The organism is Fenollaria sp. C0166D3 (assembly GCF_056590255.1).
The window spans coordinates 178,536-195,876 of sequence record NZ_JBWPVU010000002.1; the positions used below are offsets into that span (position 1 = coordinate 178,536).

A 17,341-nucleotide genomic window follows, 5' to 3' on the forward strand; every position below is an offset into this window, starting at 1 on the left:
GATGGACTGATGATATATCGCTTGTAGAGGTAAATCCCCGTCTGTCGGGATAGGTAAATTAGAAGCTATGTGTGTAATGAAGCATTTGGAGGTATATAAAATAATATGATTAATGAAATTAAGGGTAACAATATTATATTGCGTGAGCAAAAAATCGAAGATGCGAAATTCTTTACCTACTGGTACAATCAGCCATTAGTCATGTTCCAATGTGGCTTTACAAAACTTACTGATGAAGAAGCTGAGAAAGAGAGGATTACAATTGGTCATAAACAGAAAGACTCAGTATGGTATACGATTATAGATTTAGAGGGGAATATAATAGGTGAAACGGGATTGTTACGAATGTGGCCTACCTGGAACTGTACTGATCTTTCGATTATCATCCCTGACCCTAAAATGCAACATAGAGGATATGGAACAGAAGCTATTAGACTTATGCTGAACCTTGCTTTTGATCACTATGAAATGAACCGAGTGGCAATTGGTGTGGTAGGGATGAATACCAATGCATTGAATTTCTATAGAAAAATCGGATTTAAGCAAGAAGGTATTCAAGAGCAAGGATACTACTATAACAACGAGTACAGTGACTTTATTATGATGAGGATTCTTCGCCAAGAATGGCGATAAAATACTAATCGCAATTTGTCTGGTTCATTCAAAAAAATTATATAGTGAAAGCATATGACTTTAAGATCATAGAATCTTTCAGTGATGTGCTTTTTCTGTGCCTATTTTATTTCCGGTGGAACTTTGACTGACATCGAGTTATGAAAGCGTTTGAGATTACTTTCTTCAAAAGGAACATAATTTTTTTTAGACTGTCGGGATAATTTACCTTATTCAAAATAAAATATTATTTACAAATTTAAAATACTATATTAGGCTCACAGGCTGTGCTTCTTAGTTTACTTGCTTGTGGGCCTTTTAATTTATTTGTTCTCAAAATTTTTGTACGAGACTTGGCTTTAAAATGTCGGATGCTATAGAAGATGAATATGTTTTTATGAGAATGTATATCTAGTGATACTTATTATATAGATAAAATAAATTTAAGCAAGTTATTTTAGTAAATAATATTTTGCGTAAGAATTAATTAATAAAGTACATAAGCAAATATGCATTTTGTATGAATAAAAAATTAATATATGATATAATATAAAAAAGAGGTGGTACGTATGGATATAGAAATAAAAACTTTACCTATGCATTTACAAGTTTCGATCTATGGCTTTTTAAAAGCTAAAGAAAATAAAGATGATATACTAGAAGCAATGTATTGGGGAGAAATATATGGATCAATAAATTCTGCAGAAGTAGATAGAGAAATATCCAGCGAGCTTGCTTGGATTTTGAGAGAAGAATACTTAGGAATGGTGAAAGAACAATGATTGACTTTAGTAACTGTGATATAGATTTGTCGGTTAACTATAATGGAGCCAATGGTAAGAAAGCTTGTATAATATATAATAATGAAAGATATATGATAAAAACAGCGGGCTTAGCAAAAGATAATCCTAATATAAAATATTCAAATAGCTGTATAAGTGAATACGTTAGCTGCAATATAATTGATGAGTTTGGATATGAAGTTCAAAAAACTATCTTAGGTGAATTTAACGGAAAAATGGTGGTAGCTTGCAAAGACTTTAGAGAAAACGGTAAATATACATTCTATGATTTTGCTTCATTAAAAAATAATATCGTGTTTAGTTCAACAAACGGAACAGATGCAGAGCTATCGGAAGTTCTAACAACAATTGAAGAACAAAACTTAATAGAAGTAGAAAAACTGAAAACATTTTTCTGGGATCAGTTTATCATAGATGCTTTTCTCGGCAACTTTGATAGGCATAACGGTAACTGGGGTTATCTTTATAATAATGAAACAGGACTGTGCAAATCAGCGCCTATATTTGATTGTGGTTCTTGTTTATATCCACAATTAGCAGAAAATCAAATGAAGACTGTATTAAATGATGAAAATCAGATAAATGAAAGAATATATGTTTTTCCTAATTCTGCATTAAAAATAGGCGGTGCTAAATTAAATTATTACAATTACTTAAAAAATACAGAGAATATAGATTGTCATAATGCTTTAAAAAAGTTTGTAGAAAGATATGATGAAGCTAAGATATTAAAAGTAATCAACCATACGCCTCAAATAACAGATATTCATAAAGAGTTTATATATAAGATGCTAAATAGTAGATATAAGAAAATAATTATTTTTTCGTTAGAGAATAACGCTAATCTAAATAAAAGTTTCTAATATTTAAAATACTTATACTTCAATAGTGTATTTACAAATATTTTACGAAAAATATGCACAAATTAGTGAAAAGATATTGACATAAAGAGCTATATATTATAATATTAAAGTATAGAATATAGTTGATGAGAGGCCTTAAGATGCTATTAGACAGAACTCAATTCAATAATAAATTAATCCACTCAAAGGTGGATTTATTTTAGTGCTATTGCGAAGTTTGCAAGTAGCACTTTTTTAATGCTTATGGTTTTGTTTAGCAACGGTAATAATTTTTACGGAGGGGGATATAATGAAGAAGCTTAGACGAATTATTTCAATGCTAATGGTTTTAGTTTTATTTATTGGTATATTGCCTATGAATTTAGGAGTAGTTAAAGCAGAAGCAGAGCTTGGTGATACTACTAAACTGAATAATATAAAAGTAAGGGCATATAATAGCGAGACAGAGATATGGGATGACATAGGCCTTACTATAAAAGAATATGTGGGGAGCAAACAAGATACGATATATACACCGATAGAATTTGATCCAGGTAGAAGACTTTATCAAATTAAGCTAGATCCTAAATACAAGAAAATACAATTTTATATTGAAAAAGCTTATGAAAAACAAGCTGTTGAAATAAAAAGTGGCGAAAGTTATAAAATTAGAAATAGCAATTATACTGAAGAAACTGTCTTGCAATCAGGATCAAATACTTTTGAATTTTATGTAAAAACGTCAAATGGATCTGCTACTCGTGAATATTTCTTTAGTGTTGATAGAGGAGATACAACAAAAGCTTATAAAATATATCTGCCTATTGGTTATAAAGACTTAAAGACAGCCTTCGAAGGTGACATTGTTAATATTAAGGCGTCAACAGATTTTAAGGGGAAAGTTTTTGAGAAATGGATTGCGCCAAATAATGTTGAAATAAAAGATCCTTATATAATATTAAATAAATTTAAAATGCCAAACAGCGACGTGACAATTAAAACTCAATATAGAGATAGTTCAGAAGATGGATCTAAATTAAAGTACATTATTGTTCATGCAATGAAAGATAATGTTTGGGAAACTTTTTACGATTCAGTAAAAGTAAGTAATGATACCTATGATTATGAATTAAATCTTAGCGGAGGATACACTGATGTTTATTTAACTTTACAAGCAGAGGATATTTTATTAAATAATAGCGAAGGTAGTTTATTAAAACAATCGAATAATCACATAAAAATAAAAGTTAATGGGGATAGTTTAAGTGTAGATGACTTTCCCTACGGCTTTGATACAAGTAAAACAGTATTAATAGAAGGAGAAAATCTTTTAAACATTAAAATTATTTCGAAAAACTTTAAAAATACGAGCGATTATACTTTAAAAATAAATAATGGCGAAGTAAAGTGCAATGTAAGCTTCAATCCAGACTATGGCAAAGGCTCAATGGAAGCAGTAGAAATTGCAAAAGGCTCGACATATGAATTACCTAAATGTACATTTGAAGCACCTGAAAACAAAGAGTTTGCTGGATGGAAGATAGGAGAAGAAATTAAAAATCCTGGCGATGAAATAACAGTTGATAAAGATACAGAAGTAATAGCTTTGTGGAAAGACATTATTTATAAAGTAAGCCTAGTTCCAGGTGAAGGCAAAGGTGAAACTATTGAAAAAGAATATGCTAAAGACTCGAAATATACTCTTCCTGATTGTCCATTTGAAGCGCCAACTAATAAAGAGTTTAAATCTTGGAGTGTTAATAACGAAGAAAAAGCTGTTGGTGATGTAATAACAATTAATGATAATACGGAAGTAACAGCAACTTGGCAAGATAAGACTATTGAAACTCATAAAGTGATTTTAGTGGCAAACAATAATATCGATGATAATATAGAAACAGAAAAAGAAAAAGGAACAGACTATACTCTTCCTGATTGTCCATTCACAGCACCTGATGGACAAGTGTTTAAAGCGTGGGAACTTGATGGTCAAGAATATCCAGCTAAGACAATTATTACAATAAATAAAGAAACGATAGTAAAAGCCATTTGGCGAGATAAGCCTATTGAAAAATATAAAGTGACTTTAGTTGCTAACAATGGCACTAATGATACTAAAGTAGTAGAAAAAGAAAAAGGAACAGAATATACTCTTCCTGAATGTAATTTTACTGCGCCTGAAGGACAAGTGTTTAAGGCATGGAAAATAGGCGATAAAGAATATAAGCCACAAGATAAAATAAAAATAGATGGTGAAACTATTGTAAGAGCTATATGGCAAGTAAAGTCAAATGAGACAGATCCAGACAAACCAAAACCTGATGAAGACAATCCTGGCGAAAAAGCAAATCCAGACGAAGACAATTCTGACGAAGACAATCCTGGTGAAGAAAGTCCAGATAAGCCAAGTCAAAAGCACGCTATAAATATCACCCCATCACCATATGGCAAGGTCATTATTGAACCAAGTGAAGCAAAGGCGGGAGACAAAGTTACTGTACATGCCATAGCGAACTATGGATATGAACTTGTGAGCCTTAGCCTTCGCGATGCAAGTGGTGAACTGCTTCCTATTAATAAGGGTCAATTCATTATGCCTGATGGCGAGGTAAGCATTTACCCTATATTTAGAGAAATTGCTCCATACATCGAGCCTGAAATATATGATAAAGCTGAAAGAGAAGAGCAAAAGATGAGAGATAGAAGAAATTATTATCATGAAGAAGAAAAGGACGAAGACGATGTCAAAACTATTGACAAGGCTAAAGAAGAAAAGCAAAAAGAGTCAAAAGTTTTAATCACTATAGGCTCAGAAATGCTTGACAAAGTGGATGGTGGCGTTCGCACTCTCAAGGCTATGGATACAAAGCCATATATCAAGGGCGGCAGAACAATGCTTCCACTTAGATATATTGCCGAGGCTCTTGGCTATAGGGTCGCTTGGTTAAGTGAGACAAGGACGGCTGTCATTATGGATTTAGGTCTACGAGTAGAAATACCTGTCGATAGCAGCTTCATCATTGTCAATGGCGTTAAATACACAAGCGATGTTAAGCCTGATATGCGTAATAACAGAATCATGCTTCCTATAGCAAATATCGCAAGGGCACTTGGCCTTAAGGATGGCAAAGACATTCTTTGGGACGAGGTCAATAGGCAAGTGACTTTAATTAGAAATTTTAATACGAAGTAATAATTAAGAGGCTAGTCGCAATTTTGACTAGCCTCTTTGTATTTATCGTCTATACTATTTTTCTTCTAAAAGCTCTTCTAGCTCTTTTTCTTTTTCTTCTTTCTCTATCTCTTTTTCTTCTTTTGATCCAGTCATTATCTCTTGATATATTTCCATGAAGAGACTTAAATCACTTTCTCTCTTGAAGTTATCGACTGCTGATTGGTATAGGTCCTCGGCTAAATCCATAACGACCTTTTTATTCTTGTCGCTAGCAGATACTTTGATGACAAGTAAGCCTTTGAATATGGCTCTTAAAACGCTAGCATCACTATCGCCATAAGTGAACAAGGGATGAGTATGCTCAATAAGCAGCTCCTTGAAGGACTTACTTGTGTAGTATATCCTTGCCTTGCCGTCGGTTTTGATGTAGTGGTGGTTCGAGTCGACTTTAGCAAGATGCGATAAAAGTATCGACAGCTTTCTTATGCAGTGTATAGCTGTGTTTGGATCGTTTGTACCAGGTGATAGAGCACGCGTTGCTATCTCTACTATCTTTCTAATGCCTTCCTTATAATCTTCTTCGGCGATTCTTCTTTCACTAAAAATAAATTGCTTTTGAATTTTTTCTAGAGTCTTATCATCAAGACAGTCTTGACTAAAGTAGCCAAGCGTTTCATTTTGAGCAACGAAATCGCCTTTTGATACTTCTATGGTGAAGACTATGTCCTCGTCTTCGATTAGCTTTTTAATCTTATCTATGTCAATAATTTCTAGGTAGCCTGATTTGTGAGCAGCAAGCCTTTTATCTTTCATAGTCCACTCTTCTTTATCAAGCAGTTCAAAATCACGATCTTCAAGCTCTTTCTCAATAAGTTTATCAGTTTTATCTGCAATATCTTCAAGTAGATTGGCATAGTTAATGCCAGACAAAACGTTTTGCACGAAGATAACGAAGTAGATTGCGCCCCATATAGCGTAGATGACACCTATGGTCCCAGCTATAACAAGTCTTTGATCTTGACCGGCCTTCATAAAGTTAAGGCTAACAAGGCAGTAGACGAAGCCGCCTATGAATATACCTAAGACTTTCATAGTTATCTTCTTATCTAAAAAGTTTTCGACGCTCCTCGGTGTAAATGAGTTATGATATAGAGTGAAAACTGCTAGTATGGTCGAGAATGTAAAAGTAGTTATTGTTAGTAGAGCAGAAACAAGTGATGAAAGTACTGTCTTTGCAAGCTCGACGCTCGATAGCATCACACGTGGTATGTGCTGCGTAAGGCCTGAGTAGCTGCTGTCTATGTAAGTTACTATCGCAAGCAGTATTACCGAGTAGAAAATGTATTCAAGACAGTATATCCACCGTCTATTGTTATAGAAAAATAATTTAATTTTGTTTTTCATCTTGTCACCATCCTTTTATATATTATAGCACATATTTTGTTAAAAAAATATATTTTAGGGTATATATAGTTAGCTGCAACTAATAAAAATACTGTTAGAAAAAGAGGTGTATTATGGAAAAAATAATTGATTTGGATATGACTGTTGCTGATTTAGTAAGTAAGTATCCAGATATTAAAGATGTACTAATTGAAATTGGCTTCAAAGAATTACAAAATAAACTTATGTTTAACAGCGTAGGTAAGTTTATGACTTTAAAGAGAGGTTCTGTTGTTAAAAACATTAGCATAGATTTTATAAAAGAAAAACTTATTGAACATGGATATACTATTAAAGAGAGCGAAATAAGTAATGATGACAAGGCTAGACTTGATAAGCTTAAAACGTTTATCGAAAGACTTAGTCAAGGAGAAGATATTGACAGCGTTAGGGCAGATTTTGCTAAAGAGTTTTCTGACGTTGACAGTAAAGAGATAATGAAGGCAGAAGAAGAGATTATTGCCTCTGGTGTACCTATAAAGGAAGTGCAAAAACTTTGCGACGTGCACAGCGCATTATTTCATGGAGCGACTGAGACAGAGCAAGGAAAAAAACTTAAAGCTATTGACGAAGTAGGACATCCTATATATAATTTGCATAAAGAGAACGATGTAATCGCGGATTTAATTGATAAAACGTTTTCACTATTAGATAAAAATGATTATAAAAGTGTTGACATTGATAATCTTAGAAAAATTCGTGTGCATTACACAAAGAAGGGTGATTTAATTTATCCATTATTAAAGGTTAAATATAATATTCCTGGGCCATCTGATGTTATGTGGTCTGTTGATGACGAGATTAGAGATGCATTTAAAAAACTTGACACAAGTAATAGGGACGATGCATGGGCTGAGGATCTTAAGAAAAATCTTCAAAGAGCAAAAGAAATGATATATAAGGAAGAAAATATATTGTTCCCGACTATTGAAGATAAATTTACTGATGAAGAGTGGCACAATATATATGAAGATTTCAAAGCATACAGCGGAGGCCTTAGAGCTGATAATGAGTGGAAGAGAGAGACTTTTGATACAAGCGAAACAAAGTCATCTTATCAAAATGCAATGATAGAACTAAAGGGCGGTCACTTTAGGCTTGATGAGCTAGAAGCGCTCTTAAATACAATGCCTTATGAGATTACCTTTGTTGATGCGAACGATATAAACGCTTTCTTTAATGACAATGGTAGGGAAAAGTTATTCAAAAGACCTATGACAGCTATCGGCCGTGATGTATACAGCTGTCATCCACCAAAGATTGAAGCCATGGTTAGAGAAATAATAGCTATGTTTAAGAGCGGGGCAAAGGATCAGCTTGGTATATGGATGAATAAGGAAGGACACGACTGTTACGTTTTATACATGGCAGTAAGAGATGAGACTGGTAAATATCTTGGCACTATGGAATTAGTTCAAGAAATGGATTTTGCTAAAGAACATTTTAAAGATAATAAATAAAAAATATTTTGATTAAAGGACTTGAGGCAATTACATTAAGTCCTTTTTTGTACATAATGTTTCTTTGCTAATTGATTTTTGCACTTGATTGTGGTAAAATGTAAGTATAATGGAGGGGATGATATGAAGAACAAATACGAAGACGCAATTAAGCTGCTTGAGGACAATGGTATTGAGTATGAATCAGTTAAGCATCCGCCAGCATATACGACTGAAGACGCTGATAAGTTTATCGAGGGCAAAATTGGCTGCAGAACTAAAACTATGTTTATGACGGATCAAAAGAAGAGACACTTCTACATGCTTGTTATGGACGATAAGGACAGACTTGATATGAAGGATTTCGCTGAAATTGCCCACGAAAAGAGAGTAAAGATGGCTTCGGAAGAGACTTTATTCAATAAGCTTGGCAATGAAGCGGGATGTGTTTCGCCATTTGGCCTACTTAATGACACGGAAAAAGAAGTTCAATTCTACTTTGATAATGCTATATTAAAAGAAGAGATAATGACTTTTCACCCAAATATTAATACAGAGACACTTTTCTTCAAGACTGAAGATTTGTTTAAGATCTTAAAAAATATGGGCTACGAAGTTCATTTTGTAGACTTAAATAAATAATGAAGAAGAAATCACTTGCGATAGCGATTTTAATATTGCTAGCGCTTCTAGCCATATCACGCATAGAGACAACTCATAGCTACACTGTTATAGATGAGGAGCTTGGCGAAGTAGAGATGACTTTAGCTAAACCAATATTTTCTAGGTTTTATAACAAAGTCATTTTTACTAAAGATGGCAGATCTAAGACGAAGACTTTTGAGGGCAAATACAAGCTAAACATCTATAAGGTGGACCTAGGCAGAGTTAACGACGAGAACAAATTTGACATCGCTTTTGGCGTTTACTCGATAGCCCCGTGGCACAGGACGCCGTCGAAGCGCGTGTTTTTATACAAAGTAGTTGACTTAGACTTGAAGCCAAAGTTTCGCTGCTCGAGGCTCATTAATCCCATGTATGATTTTATTTTGTATGATATTGATGGCGATGGCTTTGACGAGGTCGTTTCGATTGAGAAATATAAAGGAGTTTACTCTATCGGTATCTATAAGCAGTATGATATGCTCATTGAGCGTATCGCGACTAGAAAGATAGATTTTCGTCCGACAAAATTATCGAAGGACAAAAAACTATATATAGAGGGTATAAATATAATGAAGGAAATTAATTTTTCAAAGGAGGGTATTGATTTAAAATGAAAAAGAGATTATTAGCTATGGTCTTGCTATTAGTAATGACCTTAAGTGCATGCTCTTCACCATTTAATAATATGGGAGGAGAAGATAATAAAAAAGAAGAAGGTAAAGAGACTAGTAAAGAAAAAAATGAAGTGGACGAAGCAGACTTAAATGCTTTGCTTGGCTACGATGCAGAAAAACTATTGGATGTAGAAGAAGTAAAGGACTTCGAAGACATTGAGATTGAAGCAAATGTTAAGCCATATGACGTGCAAGATCCGAGCGAAGTATACGGCTTTAGCCCATATGACGAGCCGGCTAATGTAGCAAAAGCGGTACAAAGGCTAAAAGATTCTGGCTACTTCCGAATTAATTATAACACTTTCAAACAACCATTTGGTATATATGAAGACAATCAATATATGGGCAACAACTCATTTATAACTACTGACTCCGTTGTTCACCTATATCACATCATCTACCTTGGAATGATGGAGGACATGGAACAAAATTCATTGAAGCAAAAGCTTATGGCTCTATCAAAGAATTGCTTGGACAACGCTCTTCTTGATTACAAAGAAGCAAAGGGCGATGAAAAAGACGTCCTTATGAGAAATGCAGCGCTATTCTTATGTGCGGTTGACTTACTTGAAGCTGAATACGATGGCGAAGTGCCTAGTGAAGTAAGGGCCTTAGCTGATGATGAGCTTAAGAATATCAAAGCAGAAGGAAATGCTGCTTCAAACATAACAGGCAATGACATTGATTACTCACAATTTAAGGTGCGTGGCAATTACACTAAGAACGAAAACTTAAAGAAGTACTTCAAAGTAAATATGCTTTATTCACAAGAGCTAGTTCGCTTAGAAAATCCAGATGGATCCATAAATCTAGATGTTCTTAAGCAAGCGATACTTATCTCGAGACATATGCTTAAGGATGAGACAAGTTTTAAATTATGGCAAGACATATATAAGCCAATTAGCTTCTTAGTTGAAAACACTGAAGACATCACACCTATTGACATATATACAAGCATCAGCAAAGTGACTAAAGACAATACTATAGATGCCATACTTGATGAGAAGGTTCTTAGCGCTGTTGCAGATGATATTAAAAATACAGATGATCCAAAGATTAAGCCGGACTCAGGAAAGGTTTTTGCCTTCTTGCCACAAAGAGCTGTTGTTGACAACACTTGGTTACAAAACTTAGTCGATACTGATCGTATGAGCAAGAGACCAGTAGTTTCAGGCGTAGACCTTATGGCACTTCTTGGCAATAGCCTTGCTGAGAGACTTACTCTTACTAACGAAGACAATTTGAAATGGGATAAGTTTAAAGACAGATATGAAGAAACAAAGGCAATGGTTGACGCAAGAACAGATAAAGAAGAAAAAGCAAACATTTACAGAACATGGCTATGGGTTCTAAAGGCCTTTAACAATGAATATGGCGAAGGCTATCCAGACTTTATGAGAAGTGAAAGATGGCAATACAAGGACCTAAACACAGCACTTGCATCATGGGCTCAATTAAAGCACGATACTGTTCTTTATGCAAAACAATTTGGCGCTGAGATGGGCGGCGATGAACCGACAATCATTAAGCACTATGTTGAACCAAACGTAAATCTATATAGAAGAGTTAAGTACTTAGTCGGCTTAACTATGGATGCGGACGAAAAATATTCTTTATTAAACAATGATCAAAAAGCTAGATTAAAAGATTTTGACGACATGCTTGAATTTTTAATCAAAGTTAGTATAGAAGAGTTAAAGGACGAAACTACTAGCGATGAAGATAATGACAGACTTGGCGTTATCGGCGGAGAGATGGAAAATATCTTCATTGCATTTAATAAAGATGATGTCAATGGCGAGTACGAGATAAGACCATCTGAAAGAGACACAGCAAACATTGCCGACATACAAAAGATAGGCTCAAACGATGTAGACAAGCCAGAAGGTTCATTCTTAGAAGTGGGTTCAGGAAGTTTCTCGTACATGACTGCAATATACAGACTTGATGGAAAGTACTTTGTGGGCTCAGGACCTGTAATGAACTACTACGAATTCTATTCTGAAGACAGATTAACAAACGACGATTTCAAAGAACTATTATCAAATTTTTATTCGGCAAAATCTGAAAATAGAAAGCAAGTTCATCCATTCTTTGAAAATGAACTATATGATAAAATTGAATTTGGCTATTAGGAGGCAGCGATGAAGTACATCAAAGACGGCAAATCATATATCGTTAGAATCGATAGAGGCGAAGAAGTTTTAGATAAGCTAAATGAGTTTATCAAGGAGACTGATATAAAGGCGGCTACTATAAGTGGTATAGGCGCTTGCTCAGAGGTAGAGCTAGGTGTTTATAGCGTAAAAAAGAGAGAGTATAACAAATACAAATACGATGGCGAATTTGAAATTCTTTCTTTAATTGGCAATATCACTAGAGATGGTGAGGAGCCGTATATACACCTTCACATCATGATTTCAGATGGCATGGTACTTGCTGGCGGCTTAACTTTCGGCATGGGCATAACTGTTGGTGGTCACCTTAATAAGTGCATCATAAGCGGCACATGCGAGCTACGCATCGATGAGTGCGAAAACGCCTATCAAAGAAAAATCGATGACGAGACAGGCATCAAGATAATCGATATATAGTTAATAATACCTCCTCTTTGGGTACAATAAACCTACAGAGGAGGTATTTATATGAAAGAAAATATTAAGAGAGTGCTTGAAATTTTAGGAAGTGAAGAAGATTTTTATTTAGCAACAGCTGCTGATGGCAAGGCAAATGTAAGGCCATTTGACGTGCATTGCGAGTTTGAGGACAAGATCTACATCGTTACTAAGAAGCATAAAAACGTTTACAAGGAGATAAAAGCCAATCCACACGTAGCTATAGCAAGATCCATTGGCAAGGACTACTACAGAGTATTTGCGGAGCTTGTTGAAGATGAAAGAAGAGAAGCTAGAGAGAAACTTGTTAACGATAATGCAGAAGCATGTAAGGGCAAGTACGCCGCAGACGATAATGACACAGCTGTCTTCTACTTAAAGGATGCAGTGATGAATCTTATGAGTCACGGTAAGGATCCAGAAGTAATTAAATTTTAAAAATCTATATAAGGCAAGTCCATTAGCTTGGGCTTGCTTTTTATTTGAGATGAAATTAATAGGCAAAGTAAAAGCAAATGACATGTGACAAGCCGTGTAACTCTTTAAGCAAGTAGAGCAAGAGCAATCTTTCGCTTATCTAAATAAATACACCCATTGTCTTGAATGAGTGTAAAAAATGTGTTATAATAGTTTAAATTGTTTTACAAAGAGATATAGATATGAAAGAGATATGGAAGTGATTAATTGCTAGATAATGAATTTTTGAAAAGAGTTTTTAAAGTCGCGTGGCCATCGGTACTTGAGAGTGTCTTCATAGCCTTGGCGGGCATCATCGACACTTACATGGTATCGAGCTTGGGTACTTATGCGATTTCGGCTGTTGGCTTAACGACGCAGCCTAAGTTTATAGGCCTCGCTATATTCTTCTCGATAAGTATAGCTGTCTCAGCCCTTGTCGCGAGGAGAAAAGGCGAGGAGGACAGGCGTTCAGCGAATGAAGTCTTAGTGACTGCCTTTGTCGTTGCCATAATTTTATGTGTAATAATATCGACAGTTATGGTGACATTCTCAGATCCAATACTTAAGCTAGCTGGAAGTAAGCCAGATACACATGATTATGCTATCGAGTATTTTAACATCATCATGGGATTTAGCATTTTTAATATAATAAGCATAGTTATAAACGCGGCTCAAAGAGGTAGTGGTAACACCAAGATTGCTTTCACGACAAATTTAGTATCAAGTATAGTAAATATAACTTTTAACTACATACTTATCAATGGTAAACTTGGTTTTCCAGCTATGGGCGTAAGAGGTGCGGCGATAGCGACCGTGCTTGGTACCTTTGTTGCGAGTGTTATGAGTATTAGGTCCTTATTCAAGGCGGGTTCATATGTAAGACTGCCATATATAATAAAATATAAAATCAAACCAAGCTTTGATGCTTTCGTAAGCATAATGAAGCTCGGACTAAATATGTTTGCTGAGAACCTTGCGATGAGAGTCGGTTTCCTATCGACAGCGCTTATGGCGGCGTCCTTAGGAACGGACCAGTTTGCGGCACACAATGTCGGCATGAACGTACTAAGCATCGGCTTTGCCTTTGCTGATGGTATGCAGGTCGCAGCCGTTGCACTATCAGGCGAGGCACTTGGCGCGAAGAAGTATGACGACGCGGTGACTTACGGCAAGACTTGTCAAAAGGTGGGCTTCGTCATATCACTAGTTTTATCAGCGATATTATTATTCTTCGGCAAATACATTTTCGGCGCCTTCTTCCAAGACGAAGCAGTTATTAATTACGGCGTAATGATTGGCCGCTTCATAACAGTCATAGTTATTTGCCAAATCTCGCAAATCATTTATGGCGGCTGCTTAAGAGCGGCGGGCGATGTGAAGTACACACTTATCGCATCCATAGTAAGTGTTAGTATCATACGTACAGTAGTTACTTATGTCTTGGTTAATGTATTTCATCTTGGCCTTATGGGTATATGGCTGGGCGTTTTCTCAGACCAATTCTCAAGACTAATCTTTATGAGTACAAGATTTAAGCAAGGTAAATGGGTTGAAAAGAAAATTTAGAATAGAAAAAAATTATAAATAAAAAATAAATGCAAATTAATATTTAAGGCACAAAAAATATGATGTAGACTAAGTTGATCTACATCATATTTTTTTCTTTAAGTAAATTTTAATAGTTTTCTACGAATATTTCGAAGTGTGCTTGTGGATGATCACATGCTGGACACTTCTTAGGCGCTTCTTTTCCTTCATATAGGAAGCCGCAGTTTAGGCACTTCCAAATATAAACGTCGCCTCTTTTAAATACTTTGCCAGCTTCGATATTTTCAATAAGCTTTTTGTATCTATTGTAGTGAGCCTTTTCGACTTCAGCTATGTGAGTGAAAACTGCAGCTATCTCATCAAAGCCTTCTTCTTTTGCTACTTTAGCAAATTCTGGATAGATTTCACTCCACTCTTCATTTTCGCCTTCAGCAGCTGCCCTCAAGTTAGCAAGTGTATCTTGTAGTGCTACTGGATAAGTACCACATGCTTCGATTGTTTCGCCATCTAACTCGTCCTTTAAGAACTTGTAGAATCTCTTTGCGTGTTGCTCTTCGTTTTGAGAAGTTTCTAAGAAGATGTTTTGTATTTGTACATAACCATCTTTCTTTGCTTGAGATGCGTAATAACCGTATCTTACTGAAGCTTGTGATTCATTAACGAATGACTTCATAAGATTTTCACATGTCTTTGTTCCTTTTAATTTCATAATACCTCTCCTTTCAATATATTTAATTTAAGAACTTTATGTAAATATATTATATATCAAATAAATTTTTTTGTAAAGAAAAGCTTATGGTTGAATACATATAAATATTATAGTAAATAGACGTAAAAATGCTTGAACTAAAGCGGGCCTTGTGGTATAATTGATTTCATATTTGGTAAATTTATTATAGAAAATATTTATAGAAAAGGGGTAAACTATGAACATAACTAATGAAGTACAAAATTTAAATAAGGATAAGATAAAACACAAATACAATTGGAAGGAGATTGCACTTATCATCATTGGCATAACACTTGTTGCCAGTGCTATACATTTTTTCTTGGTTCCATCCAATTTAACATCAGGAGGCGCCTCAGGTATAGCCATCGTCCTAAGTCACTACATACCACTAGGCGTTGGACCACTATTTATCTTAGTAAACATCATTCTATTTATTATGGGCTTTATATGTATAGGTAAGGACTTTGGTACTAGGACTATAGTCGTGACACTTGCTTTATCAGGTTTGGTATGGCTATTTGAAATAATATTTCCAAATCCAAAGCCATTATCAGATGACTTATTTCTAATAATCACGCTAGGCATGATTATTCAAGGCATAGGCGTGGGCATGGTACTTAATCAATATACATCGACAGGCGGAACAGATATCATCGCCAAGATTATGCAAAAGTACTTGGGTCTTGATTTAGGTATAGGCTGTGTTATTGCAGACCTTGTTGTTAGTATATTTGCTGGATCTGCTTTTGGTATGAATATATTTTTATATTCAGTTATGGGTGTTATAATCAATGGCGCTGTTGTAAGCATCACTATAAGCGGTCTTAACACAAGTAAGCTTTGCTACATCAATACTAAAGAGGTTGATCTTGTATCAAAGTTTATCATAGAAGACCTTGATAGATCAGCAAACCTTATTCCATATAAGGGTGCTTACTCAAAGAAGGATAACGTTTTGATTCAAACAGCAGTTTCGACTCGTGAGTACATTAGATTGAAGGAGTTCGTTAACGACGTAGATCCAACAGCCTTTGTAGTAACAAGCAGCGCGAACGAAATACTTGGTGAAAAGTGGAGAAGATTTATATAAGTAAATATCATATTAAGACTGAGCTAGTAGATAGTTCAGTTTTTTTATGCTATAATATAAATAATGTCAATAGTAAAGGGGCTTAGTATAGACTAATCTTTATTATTAAAGCCGAAATTATATGATATAATATTAATGATATTGTGAGGAGATAAATATGCAGACAAATGATTGCATTGAAAAATATAAAAAAGAATTTGAAGAAGAGATAAGATCTTTGTTTTGGAAAAGCGATGGCTCTTTGAAGAAAAAGATCTATGGCAAGGTCAAGGAAGAGGCGCTTGACGAGATAGTAAACGATGTCTTTGTATATGATGATGACTTACTTAAATCACTAAACCTAAGTACGGCTAAGATAAGCGTCTACTTAGAGACAAAGTATAAAGCAGTTGATTTTAGAAGCTTTGTCGCACCGCTATCGAGGATACTATTGCCCGTGGCGATATCCTTTGTGACCTTCTTCTTAAGTGCGAAGTCCTTAAAGTACTTTGACATCGAAAAGATATTTGGTGTTACACTAAAAACTTTTTTCGCCTTCGCTTTAAGTGCCGTGGTCATAGCTATGCTATTTAGCATTTACTACACAAAAGTAAACGAGAAGAAGCTCTATGCCATATACATAAGAGATAGACTTAATTTTGAAATCAATAGGCTCATTGCCCAAGAGAAAGCTGAGGCATAATATGGCTTTATTTGTAATTATATTTGCCATTCTCATCTCATTAATCAATGGCGGACGCATAAAAAATTTATTTAAAATGAACTTAAGATATACATGGTTCTTAGTAATAACAGCGCTATTAAATATAGCGGTACTTGTCTATATCACAAGATTTAATCTTGCTCATAGACGTGAGCTGATGATGGTTTACCCATATCTTAATCTATTTACATTTTTTGTGATGATATTCTTTTCTATTGCAAATAATAAGTACTTTGCCTTTAACATCATTGCCTTGGGCCTAGCTTTAAACCTAATGGCGATGATTAATTACGCTGGCTTTATGCCAGTTGTGAAGGAAGCACTTCTATATAACGGCTCAGTTCATGAGCTGGCTGCTTTAGAGAACTCACTTTCGATGACACATACGCTTCTAGTGAGCGGAAAGACTTTCAATGCACTGGCGGACACTATACCTATAGGCAAGTTCATTAGTTTTAAAACTGTTATTAGCATAGGTGATATATTCTTATCGCTGGGTTTATTCATGCTTGTGGAAGACGTAATGAAGAGGAGGTCATGAT

Annotated in this window: 16 protein-coding genes; 14 read left to right on the forward strand and 2 right to left on the reverse strand. The window is 34.9% G+C overall.

All coding sequences use genetic code 11. The features are described from left to right. Nucleotides 1-105 precede the first annotated feature (105 nt). The 4 genes from AC1EJ0_RS02105 (at nucleotide 106) to AC1EJ0_RS02120 (ending at nucleotide 5,450) form a co-directional block, all read left to right on the forward strand. A complete protein-coding gene (locus AC1EJ0_RS02105) occupies nucleotides 106-633 on the forward strand; it encodes a GNAT family N-acetyltransferase (protein ID WP_480022967.1) in 528 nt (175 codons plus the stop codon). Nucleotides 634-1,181: 548 nt separating this feature from the next. After that, on the forward strand, nucleotides 1,182-1,394 hold the full coding sequence (locus AC1EJ0_RS02110; protein ID WP_480022966.1) for a hypothetical protein: 213 nt from the start codon (nucleotides 1,182-1,184) through the stop codon (nucleotides 1,392-1,394). Next, nucleotides 1,391-2,278 (forward strand): HipA domain-containing protein, encoded by an 888-nt coding sequence (locus AC1EJ0_RS02115; RefSeq protein WP_480022965.1) that lies wholly within the window; start codon nucleotides 1,391-1,393, stop codon nucleotides 2,276-2,278. Before AC1EJ0_RS02110 ends, AC1EJ0_RS02115 begins: the two co-directional genes overlap by 4 nt. A gap of 289 nt (nucleotides 2,279-2,567) precedes the next feature. After that, nucleotides 2,568-5,450, forward strand: a complete 2,883-nt coding sequence (locus AC1EJ0_RS02120) for a stalk domain-containing protein (protein ID WP_480022964.1) — start codon at nucleotides 2,568-2,570, stop codon at nucleotides 5,448-5,450. A 54-nt stretch (nucleotides 5,451-5,504) separates the two neighbouring features. Here the strand turns inward: AC1EJ0_RS02120 and AC1EJ0_RS02125 are convergent, their stop codons facing one another. Next, nucleotides 5,505-6,836, reverse strand: a complete 1,332-nt coding sequence (locus AC1EJ0_RS02125) for a DUF2254 domain-containing protein (RefSeq protein ID WP_480022963.1) — start codon at nucleotides 6,834-6,836, stop codon at nucleotides 5,505-5,507. 113 nt (nucleotides 6,837-6,949) lie between these two features. Between AC1EJ0_RS02125 and AC1EJ0_RS02130 the strand changes: the two genes are divergently transcribed. The 7 genes from AC1EJ0_RS02130 (at nucleotide 6,950) to AC1EJ0_RS02160 (ending at nucleotide 14,294) form a co-directional block, all read left to right on the forward strand. Then, entirely contained in the window at nucleotides 6,950-8,335 is a 1,386-nt protein-coding gene (locus AC1EJ0_RS02130; RefSeq protein ID WP_480022962.1) for a DUF438 domain-containing protein, read from the forward strand. A 123-nt stretch (nucleotides 8,336-8,458) separates the two neighbouring features. Then, entirely contained in the window at nucleotides 8,459-8,956 is a 498-nt protein-coding gene (locus AC1EJ0_RS02135; RefSeq protein WP_480022961.1) for a prolyl-tRNA synthetase associated domain-containing protein, read from the forward strand. Next, nucleotides 8,956-9,594 (forward strand): hypothetical protein, encoded by a 639-nt coding sequence (locus AC1EJ0_RS02140; protein WP_480022960.1) that lies wholly within the window; start codon nucleotides 8,956-8,958, stop codon nucleotides 9,592-9,594. Before AC1EJ0_RS02135 ends, AC1EJ0_RS02140 begins: the two co-directional genes overlap by 1 nt. Further along, entirely contained in the window at nucleotides 9,591-11,789 is a 2,199-nt protein-coding gene (locus AC1EJ0_RS02145; RefSeq protein WP_480022959.1) for a DUF3160 domain-containing protein, read from the forward strand. Before AC1EJ0_RS02140 ends, AC1EJ0_RS02145 begins: the two co-directional genes overlap by 4 nt. Nucleotides 11,790-11,798: 9 nt before the next feature. Further along, the gene (locus tag AC1EJ0_RS02150; RefSeq protein WP_480022958.1) at nucleotides 11,799-12,248 is read left to right on the forward strand and encodes a PPC domain-containing DNA-binding protein; all 450 of its coding nucleotides are present in this window, start codon (nucleotides 11,799-11,801) and stop codon (nucleotides 12,246-12,248) included. A 51-nt stretch (nucleotides 12,249-12,299) separates the two neighbouring features. Next, the gene (locus AC1EJ0_RS02155) at nucleotides 12,300-12,707 is read left to right on the forward strand and encodes a pyridoxamine 5'-phosphate oxidase family protein (RefSeq protein WP_480022957.1); all 408 of its coding nucleotides are present in this window, start codon (nucleotides 12,300-12,302) and stop codon (nucleotides 12,705-12,707) included. A 246-nt stretch (nucleotides 12,708-12,953) separates the two neighbouring features. Beyond that, nucleotides 12,954-14,294 (forward strand): MATE family efflux transporter, encoded by a 1,341-nt coding sequence (locus tag AC1EJ0_RS02160; RefSeq protein WP_480022956.1) that lies wholly within the window; start codon nucleotides 12,954-12,956, stop codon nucleotides 14,292-14,294. A 109-nt stretch (nucleotides 14,295-14,403) separates the two neighbouring features. Here the strand turns inward: AC1EJ0_RS02160 and rbr are convergent, their stop codons facing one another. Next, complete coding sequence (gene rbr, locus AC1EJ0_RS02165; RefSeq protein ID WP_480023101.1) at nucleotides 14,404-14,988, reverse strand: rubrerythrin; 585 nt, start codon at nucleotides 14,986-14,988, stop codon at nucleotides 14,404-14,406. Nucleotides 14,989-15,202: 214 nt separating this feature from the next. Between rbr and AC1EJ0_RS02170 the strand changes: the two genes are divergently transcribed. The 3 genes from AC1EJ0_RS02170 to AC1EJ0_RS02180 all read left to right on the forward strand — a co-directional run bounded on the left by AC1EJ0_RS02170 (nucleotide 15,203) and on the right by AC1EJ0_RS02180 (nucleotide 17,340). Then, complete coding sequence (locus tag AC1EJ0_RS02170; protein ID WP_480022955.1) at nucleotides 15,203-16,096, forward strand: YitT family protein; 894 nt, start codon at nucleotides 15,203-15,205, stop codon at nucleotides 16,094-16,096. A gap of 157 nt (nucleotides 16,097-16,253) precedes the next feature. Beyond that, on the forward strand, nucleotides 16,254-16,778 hold the full coding sequence (locus AC1EJ0_RS02175) for a hypothetical protein (RefSeq protein ID WP_480022954.1): 525 nt from the start codon (nucleotides 16,254-16,256) through the stop codon (nucleotides 16,776-16,778). Between the two features lies 1 nt (nucleotide 16,779). Further along, nucleotides 16,780-17,340 carry a DUF5317 family protein gene (locus AC1EJ0_RS02180; RefSeq protein ID WP_480022953.1) on the forward strand — a complete coding sequence of 187 codons (561 nt, stop codon included), beginning with the start codon at nucleotides 16,780-16,782 and terminating at the stop codon, nucleotides 17,338-17,340. Nucleotide 17,341: the final 1 nt, after the last annotated feature.